The 20,498-nt window shown below is 73.2% G+C and carries 21 protein-coding genes; 5 read left to right on the top strand and 16 right to left on the bottom strand.

Annotation, left to right across the window (positions count from 1 at the left end):
• Positions 1-416 precede the first annotated feature (416 nt).
• The 9 genes from ACN28A_RS23570 to rimP form a co-directional block, all read right to left on the bottom strand.
• A complete protein-coding gene (locus tag ACN28A_RS23570) occupies positions 417-626 on the bottom strand; it encodes a DUF6186 family protein (RefSeq protein WP_421398110.1) in 210 nt (69 codons plus the stop codon).
• The gene (locus ACN28A_RS23565; RefSeq protein WP_421398108.1) at positions 623-1,030 is read right to left on the bottom strand and encodes a hypothetical protein; all 408 of its coding nucleotides are present in this window, start codon (positions 1,028-1,030) and stop codon (positions 623-625) included. Before ACN28A_RS23565 ends, ACN28A_RS23570 begins: the two co-directional genes overlap by 4 nt.
• Before the next feature lie 46 nt (positions 1,031-1,076).
• Positions 1,077-2,156 carry a DHH family phosphoesterase gene (locus ACN28A_RS23560; RefSeq protein WP_421404607.1) on the bottom strand — a complete coding sequence of 360 codons (1,080 nt, stop codon included), beginning with the start codon at positions 2,154-2,156 and terminating at the stop codon, positions 1,077-1,079.
• An 8-nt stretch (positions 2,157-2,164) separates the two neighbouring features.
• Complete coding sequence (gene rbfA, locus ACN28A_RS23555; protein WP_421398106.1) at positions 2,165-2,683, bottom strand: 30S ribosome-binding factor RbfA; 519 nt, start codon at positions 2,681-2,683, stop codon at positions 2,165-2,167.
• Positions 2,684-2,848: 165 nt separating this feature from the next.
• Entirely contained in the window at positions 2,849-3,142 is a 294-nt protein-coding gene (locus ACN28A_RS23550) for a DUF503 domain-containing protein (protein ID WP_421398105.1), read from the bottom strand.
• Positions 3,143-3,279: 137 nt separating this feature from the next.
• Positions 3,280-6,261: a translation initiation factor IF-2 gene (infB, locus tag ACN28A_RS23545; RefSeq protein ID WP_421398102.1), complete on the bottom strand. Its 2,982-nt coding sequence runs from the start codon at positions 6,259-6,261 to the stop codon at positions 3,280-3,282.
• A 93-nt stretch (positions 6,262-6,354) separates the two neighbouring features.
• Positions 6,355-6,666 (bottom strand): YlxR family protein, encoded by a 312-nt coding sequence (locus tag ACN28A_RS23540; protein ID WP_421404605.1) that lies wholly within the window; start codon positions 6,664-6,666, stop codon positions 6,355-6,357.
• A 48-nt stretch (positions 6,667-6,714) separates the two neighbouring features.
• Positions 6,715-7,770: a transcription termination factor NusA gene (nusA, locus tag ACN28A_RS23535; RefSeq protein WP_421398100.1), complete on the bottom strand. Its 1,056-nt coding sequence runs from the start codon at positions 7,768-7,770 to the stop codon at positions 6,715-6,717.
• The gene (gene rimP, locus ACN28A_RS23530) at positions 7,767-8,507 is read right to left on the bottom strand and encodes a ribosome maturation factor RimP (RefSeq protein ID WP_421398098.1); all 741 of its coding nucleotides are present in this window, start codon (positions 8,505-8,507) and stop codon (positions 7,767-7,769) included. Before rimP ends, nusA begins: the two co-directional genes overlap by 4 nt.
• Positions 8,508-8,691: 184 nt before the next feature.
• Here rimP and ACN28A_RS23525 point away from each other — a divergent pair, with 184 nt between their 5' ends.
• The 3 genes from ACN28A_RS23525 to ACN28A_RS23515 all read left to right on the top strand — a co-directional run bounded on the left by ACN28A_RS23525 (position 8,692) and on the right by ACN28A_RS23515 (position 10,396).
• Complete coding sequence (locus tag ACN28A_RS23525; RefSeq protein ID WP_421398096.1) at positions 8,692-9,210, top strand: hypothetical protein; 519 nt, start codon at positions 8,692-8,694, stop codon at positions 9,208-9,210.
• Between the two features lie 37 nt (positions 9,211-9,247).
• Positions 9,248-9,670: a ferritin-like domain-containing protein gene (locus tag ACN28A_RS23520; RefSeq protein WP_421398094.1), complete on the top strand. Its 423-nt coding sequence runs from the start codon at positions 9,248-9,250 to the stop codon at positions 9,668-9,670.
• Positions 9,671-9,892: 222 nt separating this feature from the next.
• Entirely contained in the window at positions 9,893-10,396 is a 504-nt protein-coding gene (locus ACN28A_RS23515; protein ID WP_421398092.1) for a nitroreductase/quinone reductase family protein, read from the top strand.
• 85 nt (positions 10,397-10,481) lie between these two features.
• Here ACN28A_RS23515 and ACN28A_RS23510 read toward each other — a convergent pair whose 3' ends face one another.
• From ACN28A_RS23510 to ACN28A_RS23485, 6 genes are all read right to left on the bottom strand, one after another.
• Entirely contained in the window at positions 10,482-11,192 is a 711-nt protein-coding gene (locus ACN28A_RS23510; protein WP_421398090.1) for a VIT1/CCC1 transporter family protein, read from the bottom strand.
• A gap of 34 nt (positions 11,193-11,226) precedes the next feature.
• Positions 11,227-12,084, bottom strand: coding sequence for a type I methionyl aminopeptidase (gene map, locus ACN28A_RS23505; RefSeq protein WP_421398088.1), 858 nt, complete (start codon positions 12,082-12,084; stop codon positions 11,227-11,229).
• Positions 12,085-12,161: 77 nt separating this feature from the next.
• The gene (locus tag ACN28A_RS23500; RefSeq protein ID WP_421398085.1) at positions 12,162-12,932 is read right to left on the bottom strand and encodes a 3-oxoacyl-ACP reductase; all 771 of its coding nucleotides are present in this window, start codon (positions 12,930-12,932) and stop codon (positions 12,162-12,164) included.
• Entirely contained in the window at positions 12,922-14,295 is a 1,374-nt protein-coding gene (locus tag ACN28A_RS23495; RefSeq protein ID WP_421404603.1) for an aldehyde dehydrogenase family protein, read from the bottom strand. The genes ACN28A_RS23500 and ACN28A_RS23495 overlap by 11 nt, the downstream gene beginning before the upstream one ends.
• A 22-nt stretch (positions 14,296-14,317) precedes the next feature.
• The gene (locus ACN28A_RS23490; RefSeq protein ID WP_421398082.1) at positions 14,318-15,688 is read right to left on the bottom strand and encodes a glutamine synthetase family protein; all 1,371 of its coding nucleotides are present in this window, start codon (positions 15,686-15,688) and stop codon (positions 14,318-14,320) included.
• Entirely contained in the window at positions 15,685-17,505 is a 1,821-nt protein-coding gene (locus ACN28A_RS23485; protein WP_421398079.1) for an amino acid permease, read from the bottom strand. The genes ACN28A_RS23490 and ACN28A_RS23485 overlap by 4 nt, the downstream gene beginning before the upstream one ends.
• 196 nt (positions 17,506-17,701) lie before the next feature.
• Between ACN28A_RS23485 and ACN28A_RS23480 the strand changes: the two genes are divergently transcribed.
• Both ACN28A_RS23480 and ACN28A_RS23475 read left to right on the top strand, forming a co-directional pair.
• Positions 17,702-18,448 carry a hypothetical protein gene (locus ACN28A_RS23480; RefSeq protein ID WP_421398077.1) on the top strand — a complete coding sequence of 249 codons (747 nt, stop codon included), beginning with the start codon at positions 17,702-17,704 and terminating at the stop codon, positions 18,446-18,448.
• Positions 18,445-19,557 carry an XRE family transcriptional regulator gene (locus ACN28A_RS23475; protein WP_421398075.1) on the top strand — a complete coding sequence of 371 codons (1,113 nt, stop codon included), beginning with the start codon at positions 18,445-18,447 and terminating at the stop codon, positions 19,555-19,557. The genes ACN28A_RS23480 and ACN28A_RS23475 overlap by 4 nt, the downstream gene beginning before the upstream one ends.
• Before the next feature lie 383 nt (positions 19,558-19,940).
• Here the strand turns inward: ACN28A_RS23475 and ACN28A_RS23470 are convergent, their stop codons facing one another.
• Positions 19,941-20,444, bottom strand: coding sequence for a DUF456 domain-containing protein (locus tag ACN28A_RS23470; protein WP_421398073.1), 504 nt, complete (start codon positions 20,442-20,444; stop codon positions 19,941-19,943).
• Positions 20,445-20,498 lie beyond the last annotated feature (54 nt).

Below are 20,498 nucleotides of genomic sequence, written 5' to 3'. Positions count from 1 at the left end.
GTGTCCATCGACATCTGGAGTGCCCGGCGGGCCTGCTCGCGGGCGTCGTCGGTGTTCTCCGGCTTGGGTTTGGTCGGCTTGGCGGCCATCGGTGGCTCCTTCCAGGGCGGGTGGCACCGCACGGGCGCGGTGCACCGCGACAGGGGTCCTGCTGATCGGCCGGGACGGCGGGGTCCGGGATCGCCGGACGGGACGGCCGGGACGGCGTGAGCCCCGGGTCGGTTGACCCTGGCAGGCAGCTGGGCTGCGGGTTGACCCGCCCGGTCACGGGTGGGACCGGTGCGACCGCAACCCTAGCTATCGTTCAGTTCCCTTACCCAAGTTATCGTTCAGGTCCACATCGTGTGCAGCATTCCCGGCATGCGGGACAGCATGTCAGGCAGATGTGCGGCGGGAGCAGCGCTCGATGGCGACCGTCAGCGGGCGAAGAAGTGCCAGCCGATCCACCACCAGAACCCGAAGAGGGCGATCCGGCCGACCGGCACCGGGCCGACCTCGTAGCGCATGACGTAGGCGCAGACGTCACCGAAGGTGGGAATCCGGGACCCCTCCCGGCGGGCGGCCCACTCGACCACCACGAAGAGCACAAGCGCCACGGTGAAGCCGGCGATCGCGACGTACCTCATCGGCGCACCAGCACCCAGAAGGCGGAGAGCCAGCCGAAGTAGGCGACCGAACGGACCAGCGGGTCGTCCAGCAACGGGTCGGCGAGCTTGGAGAAGGTCGGGAAGTCGTCCCGGGAGCCGAGCATGAAGGTGCTGGCCTCGAAGACCCCGAAGACGAGTACCGGCACCAGCCACCAGCCGGCGCCGGAGCGCAGCCGGTGCGGCACCGGCCGCCGGGGCACCCGGTTGGCGAGCCCGAGCCAGACCAGCGCACCACCGGTGCCGATGGCGTAGACGTTCGCCTGCGTCGAGAAGGACGGGAACTGCCCGCCGATCAGGGACAGAACGGTGAGGGTCGGAACCGTGACGACCGGTCGGTCCCAGGCCCGGGGCACATCCGCAGAGAGCTCCGGCTGCTGTTCCATGCACCGATTGTCCCCGGGCCACCGCCCGGCGGAAAGCACGACGCCGCTACGGTTGCCCCTGATCTCGCCCGGCGGCGTCGCCCCGCCCGGCCACCGCCGTGGCCCGGTCCAGCTCCGACCGGATCGCGTCGACGACCTCGGACACCGGGCCGTACCCGGTGAAGCCGGCCGCCAGCCGGTGCCCGCCGCCGCCGAGCGCCACCGCCACCCGGCTCACGTCGGTGCCGCCCTTGCTGCGCATCGAGACCGCCCACTCCCCCTCGGCGACCTGCTTGAGCACACAGCTCACGTCCGCCTCGGCGGTGCAGCGCACCGAATCGATCAACGGCTCCAGAGTGTACGGGCGCTGCCCGTGCCGGCTCAGATCCTCAAGCGTCGCGTACGTCCACACCAGTCCCAGCCCACCGGCCCCCGACGGCTCCAGCTGGGTACGCCCCAGCACGTCGCCGTAGAGCCGGACCGCGCCGAACGGCCGGGTGTCGAAGATCCGCCGGGAGATCTCCCCGGGGCGGATGCCGGTGGCCAGCAGCCGGGCGGCCATCTCGTGCACCGCCGGAGTGGTCATGTCGAACCGGAACGAGCCGGTGTCGGTGGCCAGCGCGATGTAGAGGCACTCGGCGATCCCGGCGTCCAGCGGCACCCCGAGCCGGACCAGCAGCTTCTCCACCACCACCGACGTCGCGGCGGCGTCCGGGTCGACCAGGTGGATCCCGCCGAACCGGGTGTTCGAGGCGTGGTGGTCCAGCACGATGGCGGCGCCGGCCCGGTCCAGCCGGTCGGCCAGGTCGCCGAGCCGGGAGACGGCGGCGACGTCGAAGCAGATCACCAGGTCCGGGTCCGGGTCGGCCGCGGTCGCCGGGACCAGCAGGTCGAGGCCGGGCATCTCGCGGAACGGCTCCGGCACCTCGGGGCGGCCGGGGAAGGTGGCCTGGAGCTGGCGTACGCCGAGCCGGCGCAGCCCGAGCCCGAAGCCGAGCATGCTGCCCAGCGCGTCCCCGTCCGGGTTGACGTGGCAGATCAGCAGGATGCGGCCGTCGGCGGGCAGTCGGGTGATGGCGGAGACCGCCGCCGCCCACTCCGCCTCGGTCGGCTGTTCCGGTGCCGGCTGGGACACGGCGGCGAGCAGTGTGTCGCTCACGGCCGGTCTCCACCGTTCCCGGCGCTTCCGGCCGGCGGCCGGCCCTCGTCCCGACCCTCGTCCGCCCCGTCGTCGCCCTCGACCTCGTCGTCGTCGTCGGACTCGAGCCTGTACGGCTGGGGCTCGCCCGCGTACTCGGCCCGGGCGGCCAGCCGCTGCACCTCCGCGTCCGCGGTACGGGCCGCCGCCAGCAGCTCGTCGATCTGCTTGACCTGGTCCTGCACGTCGTCGAGGACGAAGGTCAGGCTCGGCGAGTGCCGCAGCCCGAGGGCCTTGCCGACCGTGCTCCGCAGCAGCCCCTTGGCGCTCTCCAGCGCGGCGGCGGTGGACGCCTGGTCGGAGGCGTCCCCGAGCACGGTGTAGAAGACCGTGGCGTCCCGCAGGTCCGGGGTGATCCGGGCGTCGGTAATGGTGATCATGCCGAGCCGGGGGTCCTTGATCTGGGTACGCACCACCGACGCCACCAGCTCCCGGACCCGCTCCGCATGCCGACGCACCTTGGCCTGGTCCGTCATCTCCGCACCTCCACGCCCATCCGCGCTTCCGGGCCGGACCGGCGACGCTGGCGCGTCGCGGCCGGACCGGCCGACCTGGGAAACACTACCCGCGCATCCTGCGGCCTCGACGCCGCCGTCGGCATCGGCCGTACCGACCGTTTACCCCGTTGGCGGCGGGGTGATTCAGTCTTCCTCGCCGTGCAACCGCCGCCGTACGGAGAGCAACTCGATCTCCGGTCGACCGGCGACCAGACGCTCGCAGGCGTCCAGCACGGTACCGACGTGGGCGGGTTCGGAGGCGACCAGGGCCACCCCGATCCGGGCCCGGCCGTGCAGGTCCAGCGAACCCACCTCGGCGGCCGAGACCTCGAACCTGCGCAGTGCGGCGACGATCGGGCGGACGTACGACCGCTTGGCCTTCAGCGAGCGTGAGTCGCCGGGCAACAACAGGTCGAACACGACGGTTCCGGTATACACGGCCGGTAAGGGTACGCCATTCCAGGTACCCCGTTCGAGGCGTTTCCGCGCCGGACGGTGCGGGGTCCCGTCGACGACCCCCGCACAGGCCGGTGGCCGGAACCCCGAAGGGCTCCGGCCACCGGCATCGAACTCGCTCAGGCGCGCGGCTTCTCGCGCATCTCGAACGTCTCGATGATGTCCCCGACCTGGACGTTGTTGAAGTTGCTCAACGTCAGACCGCACTCGAAGCCCTCGCGGACCTCGGTGGCGTCGTCCTTGAACCGCTTGAGCGAGCTGATCGTGACGTTGTCGGCCACGACCGTCCCGTCACGCAGCAGCCGCGCCTTGGCGTTGCGGCGGATGACACCGGACCGGACGATACAACCGGCAATGTTGCCGATCTTGGACGAGCGGAAGACGTCGCGGATCTCCGCGCTGCCCAGCTCGACCTCCTCGAACTCCGGCTTGAGCAGGCCCTTGAGCGCGGCGTCGATCTCCTCGATGGCCTGGTAGATGACCGTGTAGTACCGGATCTCCACACCCTCGCGGTCGGCGATCTCCCGGACCTTGTTCGAGGCCCGGACGTTGAAGCCGATGATCGTGACCGCCTCGGACGAGGCGCTGGCCAGCATGACGTCGCTCTCCGTGATCGCACCGACGCCCCGGTGGATGATCCGCAGTTGGACCTCCGCCGGAATGTCGAGCTTGAAGAGCGCGTCCTCCAGCGCTTCCACCGAGCCGGAGCCGTCGCCCTTGAGCACCAGGTTGAGCGAGGTCTTCTCGCCCTCCTTGAGCTGCTCCATGATCGTTTCGAGGCTGGGCCGCCGCTGCGAGTTGGCGAAGCTCGCCGCCCGCCGCCGCGCCTGCCGCTGCTCGGCGATCTGCCGGACCGTACGGTCGTCCTCGGCGGCCAGGAAGGTGTCACCCGCTCCCGGCACCGCGGTCAGACCGAGCACCATGACCGGACGCGCGGGGCCGGCCTCGGTGACCGGCTTGCCGTTCTCGTCCAGCATGGCCCGGACCCGGCCGTGCGCCCCACCGGCGACGATCGAGTCGCCGGCCCGCAGGGTGCCCTTCTGCACCAGCACCGTGGCCACCGCACCGCGACCCTTGTCCAGGTGCGCCTCGATGGCCACACCCTGGGCCGGCCCGTCGATCGGAGCGGTCAGCTCCAGCGACGCGTCGGCGGTGAGCAGGACCGCCTCCAGCAGCTCCTCGATGCCGATGCCCGGCTTGGCCGCCACGTTGACGAACATGGTGTCGCCGCCGTACTCCTCGGCGACCAGACCGTATTCCGTCAGCTGCTGCCGGACCTTGTCCGGGTTGGCCTCCGGCTTGTCGATCTTGTTGACCGCCACCACGATCGGCACGTCCGCCGCCTTGGCGTGGTTGAGCGCCTCGATCGTCTGCGGCATGACGCCGTCGTCGGCGGCGACCACCAGCACCACGATGTCGGTGACCTGGGCACCACGGGCACGCATGGCGGTGAACGCCTCGTGACCCGGGGTGTCGATGACGGTGAGCGCCCGGTCCTCACCCTCGTGCGGCACGTGCACCTGGTAGGCGCCGATGTGCTGGGTGATGCCACCGGCCTCGCCCTCGACCACGTTCGCCTTGCGGATCGCGTCGAGCAGCTTGGTCTTACCGTGGTCGACGTGACCCATGACGGTCACCACCGGCGGCCGGCTGACCAGCCGGTCCGTGGCGACCTCGGCGTCCAGGTCGATGTTGAACTGGGCGAGCAGCTCGCGGTCCTCGTCCTCCGGGCTGACGATCGAGACCTCGAAGCCGAGGTGCTCGCCGAGCAGCAGGAGGGTGTCGTCGGAGACGGACTGGGTCGCGGTGACCATCTCGCCCAGGTTGAACATCTCCTGGACCAGCGAACCGGGGTTCGCATTGATCTTGTCCGCGAAGTCCGACAGCGACGCGCCGCGAGGCAGCCGGATGACCTGACCCTGACCGCGCGGAGCGCCAGAGCTCATGGTCGGCGCCGACAGGTTGTCGAACTCCTGTCTGCGCTGCTTCTTGGACTTGCGACCCCGGGTCGGCTTGCCACCCGGACGCCCGAAGGCACCCGCCGCACCGCCGCCACGGCCACGGCCGCCACCACCGGGGCGACCGGCACCGCCGGCCGGCGCACCGCCACCGGGACCACCCCGGTAACCGCCGCCACCGCCGCCGCCACCGGGACCACCCCGGTAGCCACCGCCACCGCCGCCGCCCCCACCGGGACCGCCGCGGAAGCCGCCACCGCCGCCGCCCCCACCGGGACCGCCGCGGAAGCCGCCGCCCCCACCGGGACGACCGGCACCGCCACCGCCGCCGGGACGGCCGGGGCCGCCGCCGGGACGACCGGGCCGCTGCGTCGGCATGGACGCGGGGCTCGGCCGGGGCGGCATCGAGGCCGGGCTCGGCCGGGGCGGCATGTTCGCCGGGTTGGGCCGGGGTCCACCCGGAGCGGCCGGACGCTGCCCGCCCGGCGTGATGCCGAACGGGTTGTTACCGCCGCTGCGTCCCGGCGGCCGACCACCGGGCCGGCCGGGGCCGGGCGTCGGTGCGCCGGGCGGCGCGGGACGGGCCCCCGACGGGGTACCCGGACGCGGCGGAACGGCGTTCGGACCCGGCTTCGGCCGGTTCGTGGGGCCGCCCTCGGCCGGCGGTTCCCGCCGGACCGTGTCGTTGCGCTGCTGCCGAGCCGCCTGGGCGGCCTTGACGGTCGCCTCCTGCTCGGCCTTGAGCGCGGCCGCCCGCGCCTCGGCGGCGGCCAGTTCGATGTCGTGCGCGCTCGCCGGCTTGGCGACCGGGGCCGCCGGCTGCGGCGGACCGGGCACCGGCCCCTTGGGCCTGGCCGGCGGCGTCGGCCGTCGGGGTGGTCCCGGCTTGGCGGAAACCCTGGGCTCGCCCGGACCCGGCGCCGGAGCCGCCTTGGGCGCCGGCGGCGGCGTCGGGGCGGCAGCGGGTGCCGCCGGTTCCGAGGACGCGACGAAGGCGCCGCGCAGCCGTCGGGCCACCGGGGCCTCGACGGTGCTCGACGCTGATTTGACGAACTCGCCCATTTCCTTCAGCTTGGCGAGAACGGTCTTGCTTTCGACCCCGAGCTCCTTAGCCAGCTCGTGTACGCGGGCCTTGCCTGCCACTGCACTCCTCACTCCGAGGTCGTGCGGGCAGCACCCGCAGCGACCTCACTCGTGCACTTGAAGCCTGGTCATTTCTGGGACTTCATCGTGTGCTCATGTCGGTCGTCCTACCTTGCTCGGGTTCCGTTGCGTCGATCCCGCCCGGCCGGATGACCGGTCGTGGTCGTCGACGCCTTGGATGTGCTCGGCCAACTCACTCACCTCGGGTACGCCAGCGACACGCAGCGCGCGCCCGAAGGCCCGTCGCCGCACTGCCAGCGTGAAGCAGGCCGGGTCGGGATGCAGATGCGCTCCCCTCCCCGGCAGCTTACGGGTCGGATCGGGTCGGAGGCTGTGACCAGTCTCATCGCCGACCGCGACGATCCGCAGCAGCTGGCCGGCCGGCGCCCGTTGCCGACAGCCCACACAGGTGCGCTCCGGCTCCGCGCGTCGTACCACTGGGAAAGTCTACCCCTACCCGGCCGAGATCGCTCCGTCCGCCTCGGCCGCGTGATCAGGACCGCCCTGCCGGCCGGCCGGCGCCTGGCTCGGCATCTGCTCGGTGTCCGGCCGGATGTCGATCCGCCAACCGGTCAACCGGGCAGCAAGTCGGGCGTTCTGCCCCTCCCGCCCGATCGCCAGCGAGAGCTGGAAGTCCGGCACCGTCACCCGGGCGGTCCGGGTCGCCGCGTCGACGACCTCGACCCGGAGCGCCTTGGCCGGCGACAGCGCGTTTCCGACGAACTGCGCCGGATCCTCCGACCAGTCGATGATGTCGATCTTCTCGCCGTGCAGCTCGCTCATCACCGCCCGCACCCGCTGACCCATCGGGCCGATGCAGGCGCCCTTGGCGTTCACCCCGGCGACGGTCGAGCGGACCGCGATCTTGGTGCGGTGGCCGGCCTCCCGGGCGATCGCGGCGATCTCCACGGTGCCGTCGGCGATCTCCGGCACCTCCAGGGCGAAGAGCTTCTTCACCAGGTTCGGATGCGACCGGGAGAGGGTGATCTGCGGGCCGCGGAAGCCCTTGACGACGTGTACGACGACGCACCGGATCCGCTGGCCGTGCTCGTACAGCTCGCCGGGGACCTGCTCGGCCTGGGGCAGTACGGCCTCCACCTTGCCGAGGTCGACCGAGACGATGCCCTTCTCGCTGCGCGCCTCGTGCGCCTGCACCACCCCGGTGACCAGGTCACCGTCCCGGCCGGCGTACTCGCCGAAGTGCACCTCGTCGGTGGCCTCGCGCAGCCGTTGCAGGATGACCTGTTTGGCGGTCATCGCGGCGATCCGGCCGAAGTCGTGCGGGGTGTCGTCGAACTCCCGGATCACCGTGCCCTCGGCATCCTGCTCCTGGGCGTAGACCAGGGCCGCGCCGGTCTTGCGGTCGATCTCGACCCGGGCGTGCGCCTGGGCCCCCTCGGTGTGCCGGTACGCCGTCAGCAACGCGGTCTCGATCGCCGCGAGAATCGTGTCGAACGGGATCTCCCGTTCGCGCTCCAGGGCGCGCAACGCCGCGAGGTCGATGTTCACCGCTCCTCGCCCTCCACATCTTCGTCGTCGCCGTTCCCGACGTCGTCATAGTCGTCATGGTCGTCATCGGTCAGGTCGTCGTCGCCGGCAGCGGTGTCGTCGTCGCCGAGCTCGTCGAGCCGGCTGAACTCCACCTGGACCCGCCCCGGCCCGAGGTCGGGGTACGCCCAGCCGACCGGTCCGGCCTCGGTCTCCAGCACCACCCGCTCGTCGTCGGCGGCGACCAGCCGGGCGGTCAGCTGCCGGTCCCCCGACGCCGCCGGCCGCTCGTCCGCACCGTCGGTCGACGGCTCGCCGGCAGCGCCGGCCGGCGGTCCCGGGCGCTGGCCCGGACCGCGCACCGTCACCTTCACCAGCCGGCCGACGTTGCGCCGCCAGTGCCGGGGCAGGGTCAGCGGCCGGTCCACGCCGGGCGAGCTCACCTCGAGCTGGTACTCCCCGGCGACCAGGTCGCCACCGGTCTCCTCCGCCTGGTCGAGCGCCTTGGACAGCAGCCGGGACACGTCCGCCACCGCGTCGAGGTTGACCCCGCCGTCACCGTCCACCACCACCCGGACCACGTACCGCCGGCCGGCCCGGGAAACCGAGAGGTCCTCCAGGTCGTAGCCGGCGGCGGTCACCACCGGTTCGATCACGGCACGGAGCCGGAGCCGACGCGCGGACTGGTCCTCCCGGGGACGGTCCGGAGCCCGGCGACCCGCTCGGGGCCGACCGGTGTTCCGGCCACGCTGCGTCATCTCCGCACCTCTCTCGGAATCGCCGGCTCCGCCCGGCGGCCATACCAGGGTGCCACCGGACTGACGCGCCCGGCGGCTGCGCAGAGCGTAACGCGCTGGCCGCCGGAGAGCCCGATCGGCGCACCGACGAGCCACGCGGACCGGGCTGACCCCGGCGGCGGCACCCATGGTGTTGACTTGCCGGGTGCGCACCGGCAGGACGAAGCAGACGATCGGCGGGCCGGGGCGGTCCCGGCGCGAGGTGGTACGGGCCGCCGGCCTGGTGGCGCTGGCCGGAGTTGCCGGCCCGCTCACCGGCTGTGGCCTCTTCGGCGGCGAGCCGGACCCGCCACCCGCACCGGACCCGCTGGCCCCGTTGATCACCGGCGCGCTCGACCTCGCCGCCCGGTACGACGCCGCGGTCGCCGCCTTCCCGGAGCTGGCCGACCGGCTCCGCCCGGTGGCCGAGGCGCACCGCGCGCACGCCGCCGAACTGGCCCGGGTGACCGGCACCGCGCTGCCGAGCGCCGGCGCCAGCGCACCCGCTCCGGGCACCGGAACGCCGGCCGGCAGCTCCGGCCAGGCCCTCGGCGAGCTGCGGGAGGCCGAGCAGCAGGGCCGGGACGCCGCCGCGAAGGCCACCGCCGAGGCGCCGGCCAGCCGGGCCGCGCTGGTCGGCTCGATCGCCGCCGCGCGGGCGACACACCTGGAGGTGCTCCGGTGACCGGGCACGGCGGCGGAGCCCGGGAAGGGATGGGCTGATGTCCGAGGCACTCGCGGCGGCGCTCGGCGCGGAGTACGCGGCGATCTACGCGTACGGGCTGATCGGGGTACGCCTGAAGGGAGACGCCGCCGAGCAGGCCCGTTCCGCCGAGGCGGCGCACCGTGGCCGGCGGGACGCACTCGTGCTGCTGCTCACCGAGCGGGGCGGTCCGGTGCCGGCGGCCGAGCCGGCGTACGCGCTGCCGTTCCCGGTCACCGACCGGGCGGGTGCGCTCCGGCTGGCGGTCGAGGTCGAGGAGCGGACCGCGGCGGTCTGGCGGGCCGCGCTGCCGGCCACCGAGGGTGCCGAGCGGACCCGGGCGTTGGACGGGCTCACCGACGCGGCGGTGCGTGCCACCCGGTGGCGCCTGGCGGCCGAGGTCACCCCGGCCACCGTGCCGTTCCCGGGCCGCCCGGCTTGACCCCGCGCCGGCCACCGGCCTGTCCCGGGCCGCCCGGGCTGCCCTGACCGCCGCCCCGGCCGGATCGCCGCAGTGCACCGCCGCCTCGGCCACCGCCGCCTCGGCCACCGCCGCCTCGGCCACCGCGCCGATCGCGCGCCGCTTGCCCGACCGCCTGGCGCCGGGCCGTGGCGGAGACGGTGTGCGTGGGACGGGACGGACGGCGCCGGGCAGACTGTAGCGATGTCCGCTCTGGGAAGACCGGTCTCCGCCGTCGGCCGGGCCGTACGCCGGCTCGGCCACTCGCGCTGGTTCGCCGCCTGCACTCCGCTGCTCGTCCCGGCCGACCGGCTGGTGGCCCGGCTGACCCGGGGCCGGGTGGTGGCGCTCGGCCTGGTGCCGTCGCTGCTGATCACCACCACCGGGCGGCGTTCCGGGCAGCCGCGCAGCAACCCGCTGCTCTACGTGCCCGACGGCGACGCCTTCGTGGTGACCGGCTCGAACTGGGGTCGGCCTGAGCAACCCGCCTGGGCGCTCAACCTGCTCGCCGACCCGACCGCCACGGTCAGCCTCGGCGGCACCCGGATCCCGGTCCGGGCCCGGCTGGCCGAGGGCGCCGAGCGGGAGCGGCTCTGGGGGCTGCTGGTGGCCGAGTGGCCGGCGTACCGGACGTACCTGCGCCGGGCCGGCGGTCGCGACATCCGCGTCTTCCGACTCGAACCGACCGCCGCACCCGGTCGGAGGTGACCACCCGGACGCCATAGGCGTAACGCGGCCGCTGTAACGCCTCTGGCGTCCAGGTGAAGACGTACCCGGCTCTGGCGGGGGTGGGTCAGCCGACCCCGACGCCGATCAGCCGGCCGACCAGGTACGTCGCGGCGGCGGCCGCCGCACCGAGCAGCAGTTGCCGGCCGCCGCTGACCCACCACCGCCGTCTGGTGAACCGGGCGACGACCGCACCGGCGACGAAGAGTCCGAGGCCGCCCACCCCGAGCGCGAGCCACAGGCTGGAGAAGCCGAGCAGATAGGTGATCAGCGGGATCACCGAACCGACCGAGAAGCAGAGGAACGACGAGAAGGCGGCGGTCCACGGACTCGGCCGCTCGTCGGCGTCGACGCCCAACTCCTCCTGGACGTGCACCCGGAGTGCCTCCTCCGGGTTGTGCCGGAGTACGTCGGCGACCTGCTCGGCCAGGTCCCGGGGCAGTCCCCGCCGCACCCAGGCGTCGGCGAGTTCCCGGGCCTCGCCGGCCGGGTTCCGCGCCAGCTCGCGGCGCTCCTTGGCGACCTCGGCGGCCACCTGCTCGTTCTGCGACTGCACGCTGGTGTACTCGCCGAGCCCCATCGAGATCGCCCCGGCGACCAGCCCGGCGAAGCCGGTGAGCACGATTGTGCGCGGCGCGACGCCGCCGCCACCGACGCCCGCGATCAACGCGATGTTGGTGACCAGGCCGTCCATCGCGCCGAAGACGGCGGGGCGCAGCCAGCCGCCGGAGACGTCGGCGTGGTGGTGTTCGCTGACCGGGGTGGCCGCGTCTGTCACAGGAAGCCGCCCGCTGTCACCGGGAAGCCGCCGGTCACGGCAGGGTGAGGATCTCGTGGCCGTCCTCGGTGACCAGGATCGTGTGCTCGAACTGCGCGGTCCAGCGCCGGTCCTTGGTCACCACGGTCCAGCCGTCGTCCCACATGTCGTACTCGTGGGTGCCGAGGGTGATCATCGGCTCGATCGTGAAGGTCATCCCCGGCTCCATCACGTCGGTCGGCCGGGGGCTGTCGTAGTGCGGCACGTAGAGCCCGCTGTGGAACGCCTCGCCGATGCCGTGCCCGGTGAAGTCCCGCACGACGCCGTAGCCGAAACGCTTGGCGTACGACTCGATCACCCGGCCGATCACGTTGATCTGCCGGCCCGGGGCGACCGCCCGGATGCCCCGCATCATCGCCTCGTGGGTCCGCTCGACAAGCAGCCGGGCCGGCTCGGCCACCTCACCCACGCAGAAGGTGGCGTCGGTGTCCCCGTGCACCCCGTCCTTGTACGCCGTCACGTCGACGTTGATGATGTCGCCGTCCAACAGCACCGTCGAGTCCGGGATGCCGTGGCAGATCACCTCGTTGATGCTGGTGCAGCACGACTTCGGGAAGCCCTTGTAGCCGAGGGTGGAGGGGTAGGCGTCGTTGTCGACCAGGAACTCGTGCACCACCCGGTCGATCTCGTCGGTGGTGACGCCGGGCTTGCAGTGCTCACCGGCGAGCTGGGTGGCCTGGGCGGCGATCCGGCCGGCGACCCGCATCTTCTCGATCGTCTCGGCGGACTGCACGTGCGAGCCGCGCCACTGTTTCGGCCGCTTCTTGCCGACGTACTCGGGGCGGACGATGTGGGGCGGCACCTGGCGCCACGGGGAGAGCGTGCCGGGGGTCAACGGCGCACGGACGGTCATGACCTCCAGCCTAACGTCGGCGCCCCGGAGCGCTCACACATCGGTGACCCGTACGACAGCCCGGCAACCGGACGAGTTCACAGCGGGGTGACGTACGCGCCCGTTATGCCGCCGTCGACCACGAACTGCGCGGCCGTCATGAAGGAGGCGTCGTCGCTGGCCAGGAAGGCGACGGCGGCGGCGATCTCGGCGGGTTCGCCGAACCGGCCCATCGGCACGTGCACCAGTCGCCGGGCCGCCCGCTCCGGGTCCTTGGCGAAGAGTTCCCGCAGCAGCGGGGTGCCGATCGGCCCCGGGCAGAGCGCGTTGACCCGGATCCCCTGCCGGGCGAACTGCACGCCGAGTTCCCGGGTGAGCGCCAGCACCCCGCCCTTGCTCGCCGTGTAGGCGATCTGCGAGGTGGCCGCCCCCATCAGCGCGACGAAGGAGGCGGTGTTGACGATCGAGCCCTTGCCCTGCCGGAGCATGTGCGGGAGCACGTACTTGCAGCAGAGGTAGACGCTCGTGGTGTTGACCCGGAGCACCCGCTCCCAGGCGTCCAGGCCGGTGGTCAGGATCGAGTCGTCCTCCGGCGGGGAGATGCCGGCGTTGTTGAACGCGACGTCGATCCGGCCGCGCCGGGCCGCGACCCCGTCGAAGAGATCGCGTACCTGTGCCTCGTCCGCCACGTCGCAGGCCACGAACTCGCCGCCCACCTCGTCGGCGGCGGCCTGCCCGGCCTCGGCCGCGACGTCGACGCAGACCACGTACGCGCCCTCGGCGGCGAGCCGGCGGGCGGTGGCCAGCCCGATCCCGCTGCCCGCTCCGGTCACCACCGCCACCCGTCCGGCCAGTCGGTCACTGATCATCGCCGTACTCCTCCCGAGGCGGGTCGGTGGCCAGGAAGACGTTCTTGACGTCGGTGAAGGCGTGCAGGGCGTCCGGTCCGAGTTCACGGCCCAGGCCGGAGCGCTTCATCCCGCCGAACGGGGTCCAGTACCGCACCGAGGAGTGCGAGTTGACGCTGAGGTTGCCCGCCTCGACGCCCCGGGCCACCCGGATCGCCCGCCCCACGTCCCGGGTCCAGATCGAGCCGGAGAGGCCGTACTCGGTGTCGTTGGCCAGGGTCACCGCCTCGGTCTCGTCGTCGAAGGGGAGCACCGAGACGACCGGACCGAAGATCTCCTCCCGCCAGTGCCGTTCGGCCGGCGACCGGGCCAGCAGCACGGTCGGGGCGTACCAGAATCCGGGGCCCTCGGGGCAGCCGCCGGTGAAGGCGATCTCGGCACCGTCGAGGTAGGACGCGACCGACTCGCGCCGCCCGGCCGAGATCAGCGGGCCCATCTCGGCCGTCTCCAGCGCCGGATCCTCCACCCGGAACGCCTTGACGGCCGGCTCCAGCAGTTCGAGGAACCGGTCGTACACCTGGCGTTGCACCAGGATCCGCGACCGGGCGCAGCAGTCCTGGCCCGCGTTGTCGAAGACCGCGTAGGGCGCGGTCGCCGCCGCCCGCTCCAGGTCCGCGTCCGCGAAGACCAGGTTGGCGCTCTTGCCGCCGAGTTCCAGGGTGAGCCGCTTCACCTGGGCCGCGCAGCCGGCCATGATCCGGGTACCCACCTCGGTCGAGCCGGTGAAGCAGATCTTCCGGACCGCCGGATGCGCGACGAACGCCTCGCCCACCACACCGCCCCGGCCGGGCAGCACGGTGAGGACGTCCGGCGGCAGCCCGGCCTCCCGGGCCAGCTCGCCGAGGCGGATCGCGGTCAGCGGGGTCAGCTCGGCCGGCTTGAGCAGCACGGTGTTGCCGGCGGCGAGTGCCGGGGCGAAGCCCCAGGCGGCGATCGGCATCGGGAAGTTCCACGGCACGATCACCCCGACCACGCCGAGCGGTTCGTGGAAGGTGACGTCCAGCCCGCCCGGGACCGGGATCTGCGCCCCGGTCAGCCGCTCCGGCGCCCCGGCGTAGTAGTCGAGCACGTCCCGGACGTTGCCGGCCTCCCAGCGGGCGTTGCCGATGGTGTGCCCCGCGTTGCGCACCTCCAGCTCGGCCAGCTCCTCGACGTGCGCGTCGACCACCGCGGCGAACCGGCGCAGCAGCCGGGCCCGGTCCGCCGGCGCCACCCGCCGCCACGAGCCGTACGCCCGGGCGGCCCGGTCGATCGCCGCGTCCGTCTCGGCGGCGGTGGTCCGTGGCACCGTCGCCACCACCACCCCGGTGGCCGGGTTGCGCACCTCGGTGCCGGCACCTGTGGCGTCAGAGTCGTTCGAACCCACGTCGCAACTCCCAGTCCGTCACCGCCGCGTCGAAGGCGGCCAGCTCCACCCGCGCCTGGTTGGCGTAGTGCGCCACCACCTCGGCCCCGAACGCCTCGGCGGCCAGCGGCGAGGCCGTCCAGCGGTCGACGGCGGTCCGCAGGCTGGCCGGCACCCGGGGCGCGGACTCGTCGGCGTACGCGTTGCCGGCGAACTCCGGTTCCAGCTCCAGTCCCGCCTCGATCCCGTGTACCGCCCCGGCCACCAGCGCGGCGATCGCCAGGTACGGGTTGACGTCCGCACCGGGCAGCCGGTTCTCCACCCGCATCCCCTGGCCGTGCCCGACCAGCCGCAGCGCGCAGGTGCGGTTGTCGGTGCCCCAGCGCAGCGCGGTCGGCGCGAACGAGCCCGGCTGGTAACGCTTGTACGAGTTGACGTTCGGCGCCATCAGCAGGGCGTACTCGGGGATCGTGGCCAGCAGCCCGGCCAGCACCCGCTGCCCGGTGTCGGACAGGCCGGCCGGCCCGTCGCCGAGCATCGCCGAGCGGCCGTCCCGGCCACGAAGCGAGAAGTGGATGTGGCAGGAGTTGCCCTCCCGCTCGTTCGGCTTGGCCATGAAGGTGATCGACATGCCCTCCTGCGCGGCGATCTCCTTCGCCCCGTTCTTGTAGACGACGTGGTTGTCGGCACAGGTCAGCGCGTCGGCGTAGCGGAAGGCGATCTCGTGCTGGCCGAGGTTGCACTCCCCCTTGGCGCTCTCCGGGGTCAGCCCGGCGCCGGCCATCTCGGTGCGGATCCGCCGCAGCAGCGGCTCGACCCGGGCGGTGCCGAGCAGCGAGTAGTCCACGTTGTAGAGGTTCGCCGGGGTCAGCTCGCGGTAGCCCCGACGCCAGGCGTCCTCGTACGAGTCGCGGTAGAGCACGAACTCCAGCTCGGTCCCGGCGTACGCGGTCAGTCCGTGCGCCGCCAGCCGGTCGAGCTGGCGGCGCAGGATCTGCCGGGGCGAGGCGAGCACCTCCCCGGTGCCGTCGAGCCAGCGCAGGTCGGCCAGCAGCATCGCGGTGCCGGGCTGCCAGGGGACCCGGCGCAGCGTGGTCAGGTCGGGGACCATCGCGAAGTCGCCGTAGCCGCGCTCCCAGCTCGACATCGCGTACCCGTCCACCGTGTTCATCTCGACATCGACGGCGAGCAGGTAGTTGCAGCCCTCGCTGCCGTGCGCGAGCACCTCGGCGAGGAAGTACGGCGCGTGGAACCGCTTGCCCTGCAACCGGCCCTGCATGTCGGTCAGGGCCAGCACCACCGTGTCGATCTCGCCGCCGTCGACCGCCACCCGGAGCGCCTCCAGGCTCAGCGCCGGCGCCCGGGCCGTCATCCGCGCTCTCCGCCGGCCGCGCCCACACCGCCGGCCGCGCCCGCACCGCCGGCCGTGCCGGCCCGCCCCGGCCCGGATCCCGCCGGGTCGGCGGCGGCGTCCGGCACCGCCGGGTCGGTGACCGCCTCCGGTACGGCCGGATCGGCGACGGCCTCCGGTGTCCCGCGGTCCGGGTCCGGGTCCGGTGTCCCGGGAGCGGGGTCCGCGTCCGGCTCGGGGTCCGGTGTCGCGGGCTCGACGGCCGGGTCCGGTGTACCGGCGTCGGGGGCCGGGTCCGGAATCTCCGGGTCGGGCTGTGCGACGGTCGGCACGAGGTTCTGCCGGGGACCGGTGAACCAGTGCCGGGCGCCGAGCAGCCACCAGAGCCAGGCCGCGCCGAGCACCACCGCGACCGCCACGATCGTGTAGTTGAAGGTCGACGGGGTGACCGGCGAGGTCGTCGGGAGGACGAAGAGTACGCAGATCACCCCCACCCAGCCGATCGCCAGCCAGCCGACCAGCGGGCTCCACCGGCCCAGGTGCCACGGGCCGGGCCGGAAGTCGGGGCTGCGTCGGCGCAGGAAGACCGGCCCGACGTACGCGATGTAGAGGCCGATCACCGCGATCGAGGTGGCCGCCAGGTAGGCGGTGGTGTTCCACAGCGACGGCAGCACCAGCAGGGTGGAGCAGGCCACGCAGAGCCAGATGGAGTTGGTCGGCGTACCCGTGCGGGGGTTGACCCGGCGCCAGATCGCCGAGCCGGGCAGCGCGCCGTCCCGGCTGAACGCGTACGCCATCCGGGAGTTGGCGGTGACCGAGGCCATCCCGCAGAAGAACTGCGCCACCACGCAGATGAAGAGCAGGAAGGTGCCCGTCGTCTGGCCGGTGGCGTCGATGAAGATCTGGGCCGGCGGCAGCCCCAACTCGGTCTGCCGCTGGGCGTCGTAGTCCTGGATCGCCCAGGTGATCGCGAAGAGCAGGACGAAGCCGGCGACCACCGAGACGACCACCGACAGCACGATGCCCCGGGGTGCGGCCCGGGCCGCGTCGTGGGTCTCCTCGGCGACGTGCGCGCTGGCGTCGTAACCGGTGTACGTGTACTGCGCCATCAGCAGGCCGATCAGGACGGCGTAGACCGCCGCGCCGGAGAAGTCGAAGCCGGTGGCGTTGCGTACCTCGAAGAAGACCTCGGAGATCGGCTTGTGCTGGTCGGGCACCACCGCCAGCACCCCGACGATTACCGCCACCCCGACCAGGTGCCACCAGGCGCTGACGTCGGAGAGCACCCGGACCAGGTTGACCCCGAAGGTGTTCAGCAGGCCGTGCGCGACGATGATCACCAGGAAGACCACGAAGGTGCGTTCCGGGGTGACCGCCAGGTCGAAGGTGAGGCTGAGGAACGCCGAGGTGGTGATCGCGGCACCGAAGTCGATCGCGGCGGTGACCGCCACCTCGCCGAGGAAGTTGAACCAGCCGACGAACCAGGCCCAGGCCGCCTTGTTCCGTCTCGCCAGGGCGGCCGCCCACCAGTAGAGCGCCCCGGCGGTCGGGTAGACCGAGCAGATCTCGGCCATGGCGAGGGCGACCAGGGTCACCATGCCGCCGACGACGAGCCAGCCGAGGGTGATCGCCAGCGGGCCGCCGGCGGTCATCGCGATGCCGTACGACGTGATCGCGCCGGCCAGGATCGAGATGATCGAGAACGAGACCGCGAAGTTGGAGAAGCCGGAGAGCTTCCGGCGCAGTTCCTGCTGGTAGCCGAGTTCGGCCAGGCGCTGCTCGTCGAGGTCGGCCTCGACCAGCACCGGGGTACCGGCCGGCCGGGTGGATGCGCTCATCGGTGTCTCCTGCCATCCGGGGGGATGGAGACTGTGACCGTCGTCACGCCTCTGTCGAGATCGTCCGCCGCGCCGGGATCCACGTCAACCGATCATCGCCGACGCCGCGCCGGGCGGGGGCGGTCCGGGGCGGAGCGTGGCGTGTCGGCACTTGATTTCGGCAACATCATCCGGGGCATCCGCTAGGTTTTCCCGCATGGGCTTGCTGGACGACGCGGTGGCGGTACTCGACGAGCGGGGCGTACTCGACCGGCTGGGCCGGTTGATCCAGCAGGTCTACCGGCGGGCGGCCGACCGGCACGAGCCGGAACTCGGCGACGACGCGATGAGCTTCGGCACCACGGTGTGGCGCAACCTGACCAACCTGGGCAAGGCCGAATTCGACGCCCTGGACGGGATCGGGGTCCGGCTGGAGGACAACTCTCTGGAGATCCTCTGCGCCGGTTACGTCGTCCGGCTCTACTCCCTGCAGGGCGGGATCGAGTCGATCCGCTGGGAGGGCAGCGAGGCCCGGCTCGGCGGCGCCGTGGAGAACAGCCGGCACGGGCAGCTCGCCTTCGACGACACCGAACAGTTCGCCGAGCTCTTCGCCCGGGTGGCACCGCCGAAGCGGCACATCCGGATCGCGCACACCGGCGACATCGTCACCGGCGAGCCGGTCGCGTACATCGGGCTGCCCCGGGACAACCGGGACGGCGGCTCACCCTGGTTCGAGGTGCGCCTCTGGTTCGGCGAGCCGGCCACCGCCGCCACGCCGCTGCCGATTGTCGACGGCGCCGTGCCGCAGCCCCGCACCGACGAGCTGCCCATCCCCGAGCTCGACCTGCTCGCCCTCCAGCTCGACGAGCACGGCAGCTCGTTCGATGCCCGGGGGACCGGGCTCGACGGCCGGACCAGCCGGCCCGGCGCGGCTGCTGGCCGGTCGACCGAGCGGTCGGCGTGACAGGTCGGCTCCGCCCGCCGGTACCCGCCGCCGCAGCCGCCGCCGCGTTCGCGCCACACGCCCTGGCCCTGGCCCGCCGGTGGCGGCGGATGCGCAAGAACGAGCTGGCCCGGCAGGTCGGGGTCACGGCGGCGGCGGTCAGCCAGTACGAGCTGGGCCAGGCCCGCCCGTCGGCGGCGACGCTGGCCCGGCTGGCCCTGGCGCTCTCGATGCCTGTCGAGTTCTTCGCCGCCGGCTTCTCCGTCCCGGTCACCTCCGGGCAGGCGCACTTCCGCAGCCTCCGCACGACCAGCCAGGCCGAACGGGACCAGGCGGAGGCGTTCGGCGAACTCGCCTGGCGGGTGGTGGAGGTGGTCGAACGGCAGCTCCGGCTCCCCCGGCTGCGGCTGCCGCACCTGGAGCTGGCCGAGCCGACCGGCCCGGCCGAGGTACGCGCCGCCGCCGGCACCGCCCGGGACGCGTTCGGCCTCGGTGCCGCTCCGGTACCGCACGTGGTGCGGCTGCTGGAATCCGCCGGGGTGATCGTGCTGGCCCTACCGGACGTCTCCGAGCGGGTCGACGCCTTCTCGCACTGGTACGGCCAGCGCCCGTTCGTCTTCCTCAACCCGGGCAAGGACGACCACGCCCGGTCCCGGATGGACGCCGCGCACGAGTTGGGCCACCTGCTGATGCACCACGACGCCGAGCCGGGCAGTCAACTGCTGGAACGGCAGGCCACCGCGTTCGCCTCCGAGTTCCTGGCCCCGAGCGTGGCGCTGCGCGACGAGCTGCCGCCCCGGCTCGACTTCGACCGGCTGCACGAGCTCAAGCGTCGCTGGGGGATGAGCCTGAAGGCCCTGGTCTACCGGGGGCACGACCTCGGCGTCTACCGCGAGCACACCTACCGGCGCGGGATGGCGCTGCTCGCCCAGTGGGGCTTCCCCGAGCCGGGCGACCTCGGCCCGCGCGAGCAGCCGTCGCTGCTCGGCAGGGCCGTGCAGCTGCTCGGCGGGCAGCAGGCCGCCGTGCACCGGCTGGCAGCCGGCGCCGGACTGCCGCCGGGGCTCACCGGGGACGTACTCGCCGCCGGCACCGAGCACGTCCCCGAACTGGACGTCACGCCCGGCTGACGCCGGCCGACCGTGACCCGGCCGCCCCGCCCGCTGGACGTCGACGCCGGTAATTGCGTTGCCGACCCGCTGTCAGGTCGGCATGATTCAAGGCGTGACAGGGCAGGAATCGCACACCGCGTGCCGTCGACGTCGGCGCGCCGGGTCGCTGGCCTGACCGGACGACTTCGCGCGCGATCCCGCGCGCCGGTCCGGCCCAGCCGGACCTGACGGGCTCCACGGCAGGGGCCCGACGCCGGGTTCTCGGAAGACCCGGCTTCCCGCGGCGGCGCGGGGCGCGGTCACCTCTCTCTCCGGCCACGACGCCTGTCGTGCCAGCGCCCGCCCCGCGCCGCCGCAGCACACGGTCCACGGTGACCGGCGACCCGGCACCACGCTCACAGTCAGGTGAGGACGAGGCCGATCAGCCAGACGCCGGTGATGCCGAGCGCCGCCGCCAACTCGACCAGCAGGGCCAGCCCGACCGCGGACAGCGCGTGCCGGGTGGACGGCCACGCCTGCTTCGCGTCCCCGAGCCGGGCCAGCTCGGCGAGCCAGAGCCCGAGTACGAAGCCGAGCACCAGCCCGACCACCGGCACCACGAAGAACCCGACCAGCCCGAGTACGCCCCCGGCGAGCAGGGACATCGTCGGCACCCCGCTGCGCTTCAGGTTCCGCCCCGGCCAGAGGTACTTGACGACCGTGCCGACCGCCGCGATCACGGTGGCCAGGCCGAGCACCACCCAACGGCCGAAGCCCTCCCCGTCGCCGAAGAACGACCAGACCAGCACGCCCAGCCAGCACAGGATCAGCCCCGGGATGATCGGCACGATCACCCCGCAGACGCCGACCAGGATCGTCACGCCACAGAGCAGGGTCACCACTGACTCGGTCTCGGTCATGTCCACGCCTCCCAGCCTGCCCTACCGGCCCCGGTACCGCCGCATCCGCCACCCGACCTC

The sequence above is a fragment of the Plantactinospora sp. WMMB782 genome (assembly GCF_049179135.1).
GTDB lineage: Bacteria > Actinomycetota > Actinomycetes > Mycobacteriales > Micromonosporaceae > Plantactinospora.
This window is presented reverse-complemented; position numbering and strand designations above follow the sequence as displayed.